The following is a 15184-nucleotide window of genomic DNA, read 5'->3' as shown; positions in this document are numbered from 1 at the left end:
CGGGGAAAGTTTGACGTTTTGCGTTTAGAGTTTTGAGTGAAAGTATTCATTGCTCCCCCTCTATCTTCTCATTAACCTTATTTAACTTTAAAGAAAGGTTCGTTAACCCTTTCCTTTTCTAGGGTCGGGTACTTTCGTCCAAAGAAATGATTTTCCCCATGAAAAACCGATACCTACTCCTCTTCTTACTGACGATGATCTCGGGCTGGGCTGCTGCTCAAACGCCCTGGAATCTGAAAGGCAAACTTGCCGACTCTTCGGGCATTGCCATCCCTAATGCTTCCGTAATGCTGCTGGACACGAAAGATTCAACCCTGATTGAATTTTCCACTAGTGGTACCAACGGTGAATTTTCCTTTAAAAAGTTACCACTTCACGCTTATATTCTTCGCATAACTCACCTGAGTTTTTCGGAGTATGAAGCCCTGGTCAACAAACCCGATCTGGGTACGATTCGACTAAAAGCCAAAGGCAAAGATTTGAATGAGGTCATTGTGAAAGGCGAAAAGGCTCCGGTAACGATGCGTCACGATACCGTAGAGTTCAACGCCGACAGTTTTAAGACCCGCCCCAACGCAACGGTTGAAGAGTTACTGAAACGATTGCCGGGCGTTGAGGTAGAAAGCGATGGAACCGTCAAGGCTCATGGGAAAGAAGTCCAGCGAATTCTGGTGGATGGGAAGGAATTCTTCGGAACGGACCCCAAAATGGCTACTAAAAACCTGGCAGCCGAAGCCATCAAGGCCGTTCAGTTATTCGACCGCAAATCAGAACAATCGCGTTTTTCGGGGGTGGATGATGGCACGCGGGAAAAAACGATTAACCTGGAGTTGAAGGAAGATTTCAAGAAGGGGATTTTTGGTACGGGCTCGGCAGGGTATGGTTCTCAACATCGATACGCCGGTCGTCTGAACCTGAACCGCTTTGCAAAAGATCAGCAATTTTCGCTGGTGGGTACGTTGAATAACATCAACCAGCAGGGTTTTACGATGAATGATTACTTCAACTTTTCATCGATCAATAGCTCCGGTGGTGGTGGAATGTCAGGCGGTGGGACCCGAACGACGAGCGTTCAGGTGGGCAGCGGTTCGATTAATGGCGTTCCTGTCAATATGGGCGGACAAACGTCGTCGGGTTTCGTGAATTCTGGTTCTGGGGGATTGAATTTCTATCAGCAACTAAGTAAGAAAACAAAAATTGACGGTAACTATCTCATTAATAACACCAATAGTACCGTTGATAAAGATTTAGATAAGGAAAATTACCTGGAAAGTGGTAACTATAAAAGTCTGCAAAACAGCAACACCACGAACAAAAATCTGAATCATCGGCTCAGCTTTAATCTTGAACACCAACTGGATTCAGTGAATACCATTCGCTGGACGAATACGGCTTCCCTCACCAACAGTAATTTCCAGACCTCCAGTCTTACTCAAACCTATGGCACGGGGGGTAACCTGCGAAACGAAGGGAACCGGATCAATCAATATGCTGGCGATGCCTATTCCTTAAATTCCAATTTTGCCCTTCGCCACCGATTTGCTAAAAAGGGTCGCACCCTGACGGCCAACCTCATTTTCGGATTAAATAATGATCAGCGGAGCGGTGTTATTAATGCTCTGAATCAATATTTCGATACGAACACTGCTGATACGACGCTTCAGAACGATTCGCAGAAAAATGGTAAAATCAATTACGGACTAACCACTTTTTATACCGAACCCCTGAGCAAACGAAGCTTTCTGGAAGCGAATTATTCTTACCAGAAAAATTTGAATAACACCAATCGTGAAGTATACGATATCAAGGGCGAACGTTCAACGCTTAATAATCAGTTGAGTAATACGTATGATAATCAATATTATTACCATCGTGGCGGTTTGAGTTACCGATATGTGGGCAATCAAATTAATATTTCGACGGGATTGAATGTACAGGAGGCTACGCTGGTCGGTAGATTTCCGAGAACGGAAACGAGTCTGAACCATTCGTTTGGTAACCTTCTGCCTAACCTTCGGATACGTTATGATCTGGCCAATAGTCGAAACCTGAATTTCAACTACGAAACCAGCGTTAATCAGCCCAGCCTGACGCAATTACAACCCATTATTAATAACACGGACCCGCTGAATATTACCATTGGTAACCCTAACCTGCGACCCGAGTATAACCATTCGTTTTCGCTGAATTACTTCTCTTTCAATACAACTCGGTTCCGTAACTTTTTTGGTAATGCCTTCCTGACGTATACGACTAACAAAATTTCCAGTTCGCAGTCAGTAAACGAGCAGTTAGTGACCACCACCCAATCGGTTAACGTACCCAACGCCATTCAGGGAAATACATTCATTGGCTTTGGCTCCCCCATTCAGCGAATCAAGGGCATGCGGGTAAATGCGAATCTGGGCGTAACTTATAATCGGGGAATCAGCATCATTAATAATGCAGAAAATCGTACAAATACGGTGGCCACTACGCTCGGAACACGATTGGATTACCGCAATGATACCAAATTTGATGTGAATGCCGGGGCTAATTTATCGCTGAACCAAACGCAATACTCGCTGCAATCAGCCATGAATCAGAATTACCTGACACAACGCTACACCCTGGATGCGAACTGGAATCTAACGCAAACCTGGTCGATTGGCAGTTCCGTAAACTATCAGGTCTTGACGGGCAATAACTATAACCAGAAAATCCCGATCTGGAATGCCTCGATTACCAAGTATATACTCAAAAATAATGTGGGTGAAATTAAGCTGAGTGCTATCGATTTACTCAATCGAAACGTAGTAATTAACCGCTCGGCTCAGGTGAATTACTATCAGGAAGAGCGGGTTACCTCGCTGGCTCGTTACTTCCTCCTTACCTTTACCTATTCCCTGAGAAATAAGGCAGGCATGGGAGGTAATAACCGTCGCAATGGGCCACAGATGATTCGTTTTAATTAGTTCTAACGTCTTTAATGGCTGGTGAAGACACCAGCCATGGAATATACAATCCTCTTAGCCATGGTTGGTGTCTCCACCAACCATAGAGAAATAAGGCGGACATGGGAGGCAATAACTGCCGCGGCGGGCCACAGACGATTCGTTTTAATTAGTTCTAACGTCTTTAATGGCTGGTGAAGACACCAGCCATGGAATATACAATCCTCTTAGCCATGGTTGGTGTCTCCACCAACCATAGAGAAATAAGGCGGACATGGGAGGCAATAACTGCCGCAGCGGGCCACAGATGATTCGTTTTAATTAGTTCTAACGTCTTTAATGGCTGGTGAAGACACCAGCCATGGAATATACAATCCTCTTAGCCATGGTTGGTGGAGACACCAACCATAGAAAAAACAAAGAAGGGGTTGAAAATCATCATGCTTTCAACCCCTTCTTTGTTAGGTTACCAAAGCTAAGAGAGTTAGTTACCCGGACGCATTCGCATACCACCCCCGTTTTTCCGCATTTCTTCCATTCGCTTCATCATAATTTCCCGCACTTCTTTTTCGGTAACCACCTTTCCTCCTTTCGGAGCTTTTAACTCAGAAGACTTTGGTTTCCGCCACTCCATTTCGCTAACGGTATACAGGCTTTCACCATTATTCACGTCTACTTCCAGAATCAATCCGGGTAAGCCACTGTATTTTTCCGGACCAATTGAAACCGGAATTTCGGGGGCGTACCAGGCCACGACGGTTCGAAGCATGGGTTGCTGATTTTCTCCAGCCGGAGGGCCTCCCGGCCCCATCATGATTCGTTGAACCCGCATAGTGTCCGTAAAAGAGGCTTTCTGACAGACAAAACCTTTGATTGTTCTGGTTTCCTTACCCAACTTCCACCGTTGGTTCACGAGGGTGTCCAGCACGCGGTACTTTTCACCAAAAATATCCCGAGCTTCGGTTCTCTTCTTTTCGGCTATCTGCGTATACACTATGCTGGAGCTACCTCCGAACCGCATCGGACCGCCCATGGGGCCACCCCCTCCAAAACCATTCCCTTCTTCGATTACGGCGGCGGGTTCATATAAAGCTTCCTGAGGCGTAAACGCTAACTGATATTGCCGGGTAATATTCTCCGGCATACGAGCCTGCATGGCCGGGTCCATATTCTGGAACCGGCTTTTCAAATCAGTTTTTTGAGTATAGGTCAGAACGCCCTCCGTTTTCTGGGCGTAGGTCGATAAACTGATCAGACTCAGGACAACCCAAGCGGTTTTCTTCATAATCAAAGGGGATTTAATGTACCTGACAAAGCTAGGCTACGGGCTCGTTAACGATTCTTACAATAAGGTTAATCAACGTTAATAAATCGGTTTTACCGTTTGAAAGCTTCTATCTTTGAATCCATGTGGAATTTAAAGTCACTCCCTTCCAATAGTACGCTTATTACGTTGATTACTAGCTGTCTGCTCGTATTAACTACCTTTCTTGGCTGGTGGTTGAGTCGTAGTTACAACGAACAAAAACGACTGCTAGCGGCGGAAACCAGTCAGCCTTTTTTTCGTTCGGTTAATATGCTCCAGGACTCTCTGGTCATGAAGCGACTCATTCGTCCGCTGGAAGAATCCATGCGAGAAAAGACTGCTCATAAAAAATTACGGATTCATTTTTTCCCGCGGGAGGACTCCAAAGGACCGGATACAATTATTAGTCTGGGTAGCAGGGGTCGGGTGTTCATTGCTTCACGCGAGCCTCGTTTCCGTAGACCTTTCCCGCCTGATTATCAACCTGATGAAGAAACTGGCGAATTGCATCGTCCGATGCGTTCCCATTTGTTTTCCCGCATATTACCATCGTTAATGGGCAGAGCCAGCCAAGACTCGATTCGGGATTCCATCAAGATCCGTGATCTCCAGCAGCAATTTCGGCGGGAGCTGGATTCTTCCAAGATCAACGTAGGCACCCGTATTGTACGTCTCCAGGCACCGGCTCATCGTTCACTGGATTCCTTGCATACGGCCTCCTATCAGGCAGGTTTGCCCCCCAGAGATTTTTATGTAGCTTATCTAACGGATTACCAGGGAGTAATTTTCAAGCGATTACTCCCACAAATCCTGTTTTCAGTTTTTCTATTAGGGTTAACATCCGGGGCCTTTTTGCTGGTTTTTAAAAGTTTAGAACAACAGCAACAATTAACCCAACTAAAGAACGACTTTATTAGTAATGTTAGTCACGAATTAAAAACGCCGATTTCGACGGTTAGCGTCGCCATTGAAGCTCTGAGTAGTTTTGATGCTTTGAAAGACCCTCATCGCACCAAAGAGTATTTAGCCATTTCTCAAATGGAACTCAACCGACTGAATTTACTGGTTGATCATGTGCTCCGAACCGCTTTATTCGATCAGAAACAGCAGATCTATCAATTTGAGGAGATTAATCTTTCCAGTCTGATCGAAGAAATTCTGCATTCACTAAAATTTCAGTTTGAGAAACACCAGGCACAAGTCGATTTTCATCCATCTGGCTCTAACTTTAGGGTTACTGCCGACCGCATTCACCTGACCAATGTGATTTATAATCTGATCGACAATGCCCTGAAATACAGCAATAATCAACCTAGGGTTACCCTTCATCTGGAAGATCAGGGCGAGCAATTAGTAGTACGGATTCAGGACGAAGGCATTGGTATTCCCCCTCAGTATCAGCAACAGGTTTTTGAGAAATTTTTCCGCGTACCTACCGGAAATATTCATAATGTGAAAGGACACGGTTTGGGCCTGAATTACGTCCATCAGGTGATGGGAGCTCACGGCGGGACGGTTACTCTTCACAGCGAACCAGGTCAGGGTAGTACTTTTGTTCTGTATTTTAAGCGATGAAAACTAAAATATTATACGTAGAAGACGAGCCTTTTCTGGGCCGAATTGTCAAGGAAAGTCTGGAAAGTCGTGAGCTGGAAGTCAACATGGTAACCGATGGATTGGCCGTACTTCCTGAACTTGAACAGTTCCTTCCCGACCTCTGTGTACTGGATGTGATGTTACCCAACCTGGACGGATTTTCCGTTGCCCGGGAAATTCGGCAGCGTCACCCCCACTTACCCATTCTTTTTCTAACCGCTAAAACGCAGGTGGAAGATGTCGTTCAGGGCTTTGGGGTGGGTGGAAATGATTACCTCCGCAAGCCCTTTAGCATGGAAGAACTGATCGTTCGGATTGATAACCTTCTGCGGATGAAGCTCAACTCCCCTTTTTCGACCCCTAAAAGTACTCAGGCGATTCCGCTTGGAAACTATGAATTCTGGCCGCAGAAATTCGAGCTTCGTTTACATGAGCACATTCGAAAGTTATCTCATCGCGAAAATGAATTACTGAAAATTCTCTCCGAAAATCGTCACCAAACCATTGCCCGCAAAGAAATTCTGATGCGGGTTTGGGGCGATGACTCTTTCTTTAATTCAAGAAACCTTGACGTGTACATTACCCGTTTGCGGGAATATTTACGGGAAGATCAACAGCTTCAACTGGTGACAATCAAGGGCGTTGGTTACCACTTCATCACGGATTAATTCAATTTAGTCGCTTTGCCAATGATCTTTTGGAAGGATTCGACAATTAGGGAAGAAAATTCTTTTAATTTTGAATTTTCCGAACAATTTATTCATCGGCATGAAGAAGATTTCCCTTTCCTTACTTTTAACCTTCTTTGCGTTACAAAGTTTTGCACAGCTTTCTCCCAAAGAATTTTTAGGTTACGAACCCGGTACCACCCGTTGTACCCCCCATTACCGCGTTTTAGCTTACTTCGAGTATCTCGCTCAGCAGTTTCCTAAACAAATTAAGCTCCAGAATTACGGCACCAGTTACGAAAACCGTCCTTTGATGGTAGCCGTGCTGGCTTCGGAAGAAAACTTTCCCCAACTGGAAACCATCCGTACCAATCACTTAAAATCGATTGGGTTGATGGAAGGCTCTGCTTCGGGCAAGTCGGTTCCCATCTCCTGGATGAGTTATAACATTCACGGTAACGAAAACGTGTCTTCCGAGGCCGCTATGATCGTAGCGTATAATCTGCTGAAAGGGGATAGTAAAGAGGTGCTAAAAAACACAATCGTTGTGATTGACCCTTGTGTGAACCCCGATGGCTATGACCGCTACGTGAATGGGTACAACCAGCGTTTAGGCAGCATGGCTAACGCCTATGCCAATGCCTGGGAACACACCGAGCCCTGGCCCGGTGGACGTATGAACCACTATATGTTCGACCTGAACCGCGACTGGGCCTGGATGGTGCAGAAAGAAAGTCAGGCTCGTAACAACCTGTATCAGCAGTGGATGCCGCACGTTTTTGCGGATTTTCATGAGCAGGGCATTAACTCACCTTATTTCTTTACGCCTCCCGCCAAACCCGTTCATCAGGACGTAACGAGCTGGCAACGGGAGTTCCAGACTATCATCGGTGACTATAATCGTAAGACCTTTGATAAGAATGGCTGGTTGTACTTCACGCGTGAAAACTTCGATTTATTCTACCCCAGCTACGGCGATACCTACCCTACCTTCAACGGTGCCATCGGTATGACCTTCGAGCAGGCAGGTAATGGCCGGGCAGGTTTAGCCATCATCAAAGCCGACGGCGATACCCTGACCCTGAAAGAGCGGATTAGTCACCACGTTGCGGCGAGTAAAGCCACCATGGAAGCCCTTTCAGCCAATGCGGACAAAGCTTCTTCTGAGTTCATTAAGTTCTTTACAAACGCTAAAAATAACCCCACGGGTACGTATAAGAGCTACGTAATCAAGACGAAAGGCGACGAAGGTAAAGTAAAAGCTTTTACGAACTACCTGACGAAAATGGGCTTTCAGTACGGGTACGCCGAGAAATCGCTAAACCTGTCTGGTGCTTATTCTTTTGTGGATGATAAATCAGCGAATGCGGGTGTGGAAGCCGGAGATATCATCATCAGCACCTCTCAGCCTCGCTCCACATTCCTGAAAATCCTGATGGAGCCTAAAACTTCGCTGGAAGATTCTGTTACCTACGATATTACTTCCTGGGCTTTGCCTTACGCCTATGGTCTGAAGGCGTTCGCAACGAAAGACAAGCTGGCTTTTACAACGACCAAGCCGGCGGCAACGGATAAACCAACGGCTGACGTTGCTAAACCCTACGCTTATTTATTACGCTGGAGTTCGCACGAAGATGCTCACGTATTAGCTCATTTGTTCCGTAAGAAAGTCCGGGCTCGGGTGGCTACGAAGCCTTTTGAAGTAGACGGTCAGAAATACGGAATCGGCACGGTCATTATTACACGTGGCGAAAATACAAAGCTGGGAGATGCCTTTGATTCGATCATCAAAGAAGAAGCAGAACACCAGAAAATCAGCCTGATCCCGGTAGCGACGGGTTACGTAACCAACGGCCCTGACTTTGGCTCTAACTACGTTTCTCAGCTAAAAGCACCCAAAGTGGCTATCCTGACGGGCGAAGGAACCTCTCCTTACGCCGTGGGCGAGGTTTGGCACTACTTCGATCAACAACTGCATTACCCCGCCACAATGATTGGCACCAACGATTTCATGGGTGTGAATCTGGCTGATTTCGATGTACTGATTCTGGCAAACGGTAACTACGGTCGCGTATTGAATGAAGCGGCTGTTACTAAAGTTCGTACCTGGATTCAGGCGGGCGGTAAGCTGATTGCTCTCGAAGGGGCGGTTTCGGCCCTGGCGGGTAAAGATGGTTTTAGCATTACGAAAAAAGAAAGCAAGAAAGAAGGGAAAGAATCGGCAGAAGATAATCTGAAACAATTTGGTAACCGCGAACGCGAATCAGTTTCAACGGATACGCCCGGTGCGATTTACAAATTTACGATTGATCCTACGCATCCACTCGCTTACGGGTTACCTTCGTATTACCACGGTCTGGTTTTATCTACCACCGAATACGAATTCCTGAAAGATGGCTGGAATGTAGGTTACCTGAAAAAAGGTCCAGCCGTGGCGGGTTTTGTAGGTAACGAAGCTAAGAAACGACTGGAAAACACCTTAATGTTCGGTACGCAGGATATGGGTCGCGGGCAGGTAGTGTATCTGGTAAATAACCCTCTATTCCGTGGTTTCTGGTATCAGGGTAAACTGGTATTTGCTAACGCTGTATTTATGGTTAATTAGTCACGAATACTAATTTCTAAAAAAGCTCGGCTCCTGGAGTCGAGCTTTTTTTATGGATAAGCCCTATGTTTTATAAAGTTACAAACGTATCTTAAACTCATTATCAATAGTTCTATTCGCCTAAATCAACCTAATCGAATGAAATTATTTCTTCTTTTGAGTTTATTATGCATTTCAGGAATTAGTTCCGGTCAGGAAACCAGTAAGTATCACGAAGAGGACGTAAGTTTCTGGAATAAAACGGATTCTGTTCAACTACACGGTACGTTAACTATTCCTACGATCGGTAAAAAATTTCCCGTAGTGTTACTAATCACCGGCTCCGGCCCACAGGATCGCAATGAGACTATTTTAGGCCATAAACCTTTCAAAGCCATTGCCGAGTATTTGGGAGATCGCGGATTTGCTGTATTGCGTTACGATGATCGCGGGGGTGGAAAAATGAATAAAGTTTTCGCGAATGCAACGATTGATAACTTCATTAAAGATGCCTCGGCTGGCGTAGATTTCCTGAAAACCAGAACAGAAATTAATCCTAAAAGGATTGGTTTATTGGGCCACAGTGAAGGCGGCAGCGTAGCTCCTGCCGTAGCAACCCAGCGAAAAGACATTGCGTTTGTGGTATTAATGGCCGCTCCCGGGGTGAAACACATGGAGTTAATGAAGCAGCAAAACCGCGATTTATTCCGGGGAATGAAGCTGGATTCGACAGCGATTGAAACATACGTGAATGACTATTACGAAGACGTTTTCTCTGGTTTCGGAAAAGGTCTGGATAGTACCCAGCAATCTCAGTTAATCAGTGCCAAACTGGATCTTCTACGAGAAAAATTATCAGAGAAGCAGTTATTTAATTTCATGATTCCAGCGAAGGATAAAGAAGCCCCCTACATTCGTCAGGTGTATCAGACTTCGCATGGGAAATGGTTCCAACAATTCATCAATTTCGATCCCTCTGTTTACTTAGAGCAATTAACGGTTCCTACCCTGGCAGTCAATGGCACCAAAGACGTACAGGTTAATGCAGATTTAAACCTTCGGGGAATCGAAAAATCGTTGAAAAAGGCGGGTAATAAAAATTATAAAATCGTAAAACTGGAAGGATTAAACCACCTGATGCTGGCCGCAAAAACAGGATTACCGCAGGAATACGCTACCATCAAAGGCGACATTGATCCTGCATTTTTGGAAACGGTTTATCACTGGTTACACGGAATTTATCCTTAATTAATGTTTTGAAACTCTATAATGTCAACTTGGGCAAGTAATGCCCGTCCTGTTTGTATCTCTTCCTCCATTTAATCGACCCTGCCGATACCAGCTTTTCCGCTGGCATCCACCTACAGTAAGGTATTAACCACTTTACTTTCTTTATTCTCCTCGGTGTATTATAGCCAATGATGCCAGCGGAAAAGCTGGCATCGGCAAGTCAAGCTAGCTGTTTTATAATTAGATGTTGGCTTCTTTCGCTGGCGATGTTGGCTCCCACTATCATGCTATCGTACCATCCTTAATAAAGAGGACGACTGATGATCCCCTTGTTTATCTATCTCCCTCCCTTAACTTGGCCCTGCCGATGCCAGCTTTTCCGCTGGCATCCACCTCGTAAGGTATAAACCACGTTGTTGTATTTTCCTTTTTAAAACAGGATGGTTAATAACCACTTTACTTTCTTTATTCTCCTCAGTGTATTATAGTCAATGATGCCAGCAGAAAAGCTGGCATCGGCAAGTCCAGCTAGCTGTTTTATAATTAAATGTTGGCTTTTTTTATCTACCTATATAGTGCTCTCGTGCTTTTCTTAATAAACAGGACGACTGATAACCACCCTCTTTATCTATCTCCCTCCGTTTAACTAGGACCTGCCGATGCCAGCTTTTTTTGCTGGCATCCGCCTCGTAAGGTATTAGCTACACTGTTGTGCTTTCTTTTATAAAATAGAACGGCTGATAAACCTCCCGTTTCTATATTCTTCGCAGTTTACTAAAGTCAATGATGCCAGCGGAAAAGCTGGCATCGGCAGATTCAGTTAGCTGTTTTATACGTAGCTGTTTGCTTTGCTTGCTGTTATCCAACTGTAGCTATTATCCTCAATGGTATAAACCTGTCTCTCCTTCTTCTAAATACGAACAGGACGGTTATGAGCCGTCCTGTCTGTGATCTTTTATCCATTTACTATAGTAGTAATGCCAGCAAAAAAGCCGGCATCGATAGGCTTGATTAGCTTTTTTTAGTCAGACGCCAGCTTTTTTAGGGCATCCAGCCGACAAGTATTAGTCGCCTCGGTATAGCACCGCCGTACCTTCCATGATGTACCCATTCGAAGTGGCCGTGGTGTAATACTTGTACTTTACGTCCATAACGGCATTGGCACCCATAGCTTCGGCTTTCTTTACTAACATTTCAGTCAGCCGGTTTTTCTGGCGGGCGTCATTCCCCCGACCTACCATAGGGCCACGGGTTTTTCGCTGCTCTTCCGTCAGTAACATTTCTTCCTGAATGCTCACCTGATCAATTACCTGAAAAGGACGATCGGGCTTTTTATCGTTCTCCCAGAAAACATCCAGATCGTACTTCGGATTTCTTCTGATGGGAACGGAGGGGCTAAAGCAACTTACGACACTCCAGGAAATCAGAATCATTCCCAGAGCCTGTAAGCTACGTTTTCTCAACGGACGATTAAATGCTTTCTGAATCATAAATCAGTACACGATCCCAGTATTGTTTGCAAGTTTCAACAAACTTCAGGTGAATGGGTGCAACCTGATACACATCGTGAGCGGCTTCGTCTTTGAAAACGGTTAGCAGGCAATAATCATACGAACGATCAATCACGGGGCGATCCGTTGCCGCAGGCTTTCCTACATTAAACACTTCAATCCCTTCCACATTTTTCAATGAAGAAACCCCCTCTTCAAACTTCGCACGATCTTCCGCCGAGAGGCCTTCTTTCAACCAGAAATTAACTACGTGTACAAACATTACTAGATTTCTTTAAAGATTTAGTTACCAGAATATTATTTCAAAAGATCTCTCTGAAGAACCTTCATTTGACGCTCCTTTAAATCTTCGGATGTCTTCATCAAAGGCAGACGAACGTCGGAGGAAATAATACCCAATGACTCCAAGATGCCTTTAACCCCTACCGGGTTGCCTTCTTCGTATAATAAAGGATCGATATCCAAAAATGAACCTAATCCTTTACGAGCAGTAGCAAAATCTCCGGCCAATGCCGAGTGAATGACGTTGCCGAATTCTTTAGGGAATGCATTGGCAATCACCGACATTACTCCTACGCCACCAATGCTGATAATGGGAACAGCCTGTACGTCATCACCGGAGATCAGCAGGAAGCCTTCGGGCATATCACGATAGATTTCCATGCATTGTTCGATGATGCAGGAAGCTTCTTTCATGCCGATAATATTGGGGTGTTGAGCCAGCTCTACTACTGTTGCACTGGTCATGTTAATACCCGTCCGGCCCGGGATGTTATACATGATGACAGGTACCGGAGAGGCATCCGCCACAGCCTTATAATGAGCAATAACTCCCTGTTTACCGGGCTTGTTATAATACGGACAAACCGACAGAATGGCATCAACTCCCGAGAAATCAATCTTCTGGATCTGATCAACCACCTTGGCTGTTACGTTACCACCCACCCCATAAACGATAGGAAGCTTACCTGAGTTGTGTTCCTTTACAAACTGTAAAATTTCGGCTTTTTCAGCGTCCGTCGTCGTCGCTGATTCGCCCGTCGTGCCCTGAATCACGAGGTAATCTACCCCTCCGTCAGTCACGTGCTGGATCATTCGTTCAAGACCCGCCCAGTCGATGGAGCCGTCTTCATTAAAGGGAGTAACTAAGGCGACTCCAACGCCGTGAAATTTGTTCATAAAAAGTGTTGCCGCTGGAAGATCGTTGATCGTGGCTAGTTATTTGTTGTTAGTTTTAAAATATGCCAACAACGAACAACCAGTCACGAACAACTATACTCCGCTAAACTAGTAAATCTAAAAATTCTTCTATCGTAATTAACTGTACATTCAACTTCTTAGCTTTATCGACCTTCGAAGCTCCGGGTTTTTCGCCGACAATCAGGTAATTCAATTTACCCGAAACCCCGCTCAATACTTTCCCGGCGTGGGCTTCTATTAATCGTTCGAGATCTTCCCGTTCAAAGTTCTGGAAAGTTCCGGTGTAGAGAAACGTTTTTCCTAAAAGTTTATCACTTAATTGCTCAACAATGGCTTCCTGACCTACCGTCATCTGCAAGCCGGCAGCCTTTAGTTGATCCACCAACGCCCGGTTGTCGGCATCCTGGAAAAACTCTACCACACTCTGGGCAATCCTTCCTCCGATTTCGGGAACGGCGGCCAGTGCTTCAGCCGTGGCATTTTCAATGGCTTCGATGGTTTTGAAATAACGAGCCAGTTTCTGAGCACCCGTTTCTCCGACGTAGCGAATACCAATGGCAAAAAGCACCCGTTCAAAAGGAACGGATTTCGAGGCCTCAATCGCATTCAGGATGGATTGCGTTGTTTTTTCCCGAAAACCAATCTTTTTACTCTTTCCCGTTTCAGGATCGGTGATTACCTTTTCTAAACCAAAAAGTGTTTCGTAAGATAACGTATAAAAATCGGCAACCGTTCGTACCAGTCCTTTTTCGTATAATAATTCTATTTTCCCTTCCCCCAGACTATCCATATTCATGGCTTTTCGCTGAATGAAGTGTTCCAGTCGAGCCCGAATCTGCGGCGGACAACCTTTTTCATTAGGGCATAAGCGAGCGACTTCGCCCTCACGCTGAATCAGTGGCGTGCCACAAACGGGACAGGTCGTGGGATAATGAATTACTTCGGAAGCTTCGGGACGCTTCTCCAGGTTTACTCCGGTAATTTTCGGAATAATCTCCCCACCTTTTTCGACAAACACGTGATCGCCTAGACGTAAGCCTAACCGCTCGATTTCGTTGGCATTGTGCAGACTGGCTCGTTTCACAACGGTTCCGGCCAGCAACACGGGCGTCAGGTTAGCGACTGGCGTAACTGCACCCGTCCGTCCAACCTGATAACTGATGGAACGAAGCGTCGTTTCCACCGATTCGGCCTTGAACTTATAAGCAATAGCCCAACGTGGTGATTTCGACGTATAACCCAATTCGCGTTGCTGGGCAAACGAGTTTACCTTCACCACAATCCCGTCGGTATTCAGGGGCAGATCAAAACGTTTGGTTTCCCATTCGTGAATGTAGGCCATGACTTCCTGGATGCTCGAACATTTCCGCCAGGTCGGTGAAACATTAAACCCCCACCGCTGCAAGGCCAACAGGCTTTCTTCGTGGGTATTAAAAATCTCGGTATCAGCCAGAAAGGAATATAGATAGCAATCCAGTCGACGGCGGGCCACCTCACCTGAATCCTGCAATTTAAACGTTCCGGCGGCGGCATTCCTTGGATTCATCAGGGCTTCTTCACCAATATCCACGCGTTCCTGATTCAGCTTATTAAACGAAATCAGAGGCATATAGCCTTCGCCCCGTACTTCAAAAATGGGTGGTACATCTTCGGCTTCGATATGATGAGGTAAAGTCCGCAGTGTCTTGACATTGTTGGTAATATCGTCCCCCCGGGTTCCATCGCCTCGGGTTACCCCGGCGGTCAGAAGTCCATTCTCGTAACGGATCGACAGCGAAATTCCGTCGAATTTCTGTTCACAGATAAATTCAACGGGTTCATCAGGAATGATTTTCCGAATCCGTTCTTCCCATTCCAGTACTTCCTCTTCGTTATACGTGTTTGAAAGTGAAAGCATTGGGTAGCGGTGCTGAACGGTCTTGAATTCTTTCGAAACCGTCCCGCCTACGTGTTGCGTGGGCGAACCTTTGTGCTTGAACTCGGGGTATTGTAACTCCAGTTGCGTGAGTTCCTGGAGTAGCTGGTCGAAATCATAATCAGAAACTTCCGAGATGGCGTCCTGATAATATCGTTGATTGAGGTAGTGTAGCCGTTGTGTCAGCTCGTCAATGCGTTGCTGGGGATTCATTCTTTACTGGTTTACAGGTCTCGAAATT

Annotated in this window: 10 protein-coding genes; 5 read left to right on the top strand and 5 right to left on the bottom strand. The window is 45.6% G+C overall.

The annotated features are described in order from the left end of the window. The first annotated feature begins 158 nt into the window (after positions 1-158). Positions 159-2954, top strand: coding sequence for an outer membrane beta-barrel family protein (locus tag QE390_RS16475; protein ID WP_307142950.1), 2796 nt, complete (start codon positions 159-161; stop codon positions 2952-2954). A 463-nt stretch (positions 2955-3417) separates the two neighbouring features. On the opposite strand, the gene QE390_RS16470 is transcribed toward QE390_RS16475, so the two are convergent. Beyond that, on the bottom strand, positions 3418-4218 hold the full coding sequence (locus QE390_RS16470) for a GLPGLI family protein (protein WP_307142949.1): 801 nt from the start codon (positions 4216-4218) through the stop codon (positions 3418-3420). Between the two features lie 99 nt (positions 4219-4317). On the opposite strand from QE390_RS16470, the gene QE390_RS16465 reads away from it, so the two are divergent. The 4 genes from QE390_RS16465 (at position 4318) to QE390_RS16450 (ending at position 10335) form a co-directional block, all read left to right on the top strand. After that, the gene (locus QE390_RS16465) at positions 4318-5814 is read left to right on the top strand and encodes a sensor histidine kinase KdpD (protein ID WP_307142948.1); all 1497 of its coding nucleotides are present in this window, start codon (positions 4318-4320) and stop codon (positions 5812-5814) included. Then, positions 5811-6503, top strand: a complete 693-nt coding sequence (locus QE390_RS16460) for a response regulator transcription factor (protein ID WP_106634878.1) — start codon at positions 5811-5813, stop codon at positions 6501-6503. The genes QE390_RS16465 and QE390_RS16460 overlap by 4 nt, the downstream gene beginning before the upstream one ends. A gap of 100 nt (positions 6504-6603) precedes the next feature. Beyond that, complete coding sequence (locus QE390_RS16455) at positions 6604-9108, top strand: M14 family metallopeptidase (protein ID WP_307142947.1); 2505 nt, start codon at positions 6604-6606, stop codon at positions 9106-9108. Positions 9109-9246: 138 nt separating this feature from the next. Beyond that, positions 9247-10335 (top strand): S9 family peptidase, encoded by a 1089-nt coding sequence (locus tag QE390_RS16450; RefSeq protein WP_307142946.1) that lies wholly within the window; start codon positions 9247-9249, stop codon positions 10333-10335. A gap of 1046 nt (positions 10336-11381) precedes the next feature. Here QE390_RS16450 and QE390_RS16445 read toward each other — a convergent pair. The 4 genes from QE390_RS16445 to ligA all read right to left on the bottom strand — a co-directional run bounded on the left by QE390_RS16445 (position 11382) and on the right by ligA (position 15156). Continuing rightward, positions 11382-11807 carry a heavy metal-binding domain-containing protein gene (locus tag QE390_RS16445; protein WP_307142945.1) on the bottom strand — a complete coding sequence of 142 codons (426 nt, stop codon included), beginning with the start codon at positions 11805-11807 and terminating at the stop codon, positions 11382-11384. Beyond that, on the bottom strand, positions 11788-12090 hold the full coding sequence (locus QE390_RS16440) for a Dabb family protein (protein WP_106634881.1): 303 nt from the start codon (positions 12088-12090) through the stop codon (positions 11788-11790). The genes QE390_RS16445 and QE390_RS16440 overlap by 20 nt, the downstream gene beginning before the upstream one ends. A 35-nt stretch (positions 12091-12125) precedes the next feature. Beyond that, a complete protein-coding gene (gene dapA / locus QE390_RS16435; protein ID WP_106634882.1) occupies positions 12126-13007 on the bottom strand; it encodes a 4-hydroxy-tetrahydrodipicolinate synthase in 882 nt (293 codons plus the stop codon). 103 nt (positions 13008-13110) lie between these two features. Further along, complete coding sequence (ligA, locus tag QE390_RS16430; RefSeq protein ID WP_106634883.1) at positions 13111-15156, bottom strand: NAD-dependent DNA ligase LigA; 2046 nt, start codon at positions 15154-15156, stop codon at positions 13111-13113. Positions 15157-15184: the final 28 nt, after the last annotated feature.

This window comes from Siphonobacter sp. SORGH_AS_1065 (assembly GCF_030818595.1).
Taxonomy (GTDB): Bacteria; Bacteroidota; Bacteroidia; order Cytophagales; family Spirosomataceae; genus Siphonobacter.
The sequence above is the reverse complement of the archived record's forward strand: the minus strand, read 5'-3'. Positions and strand labels throughout refer to the sequence as shown.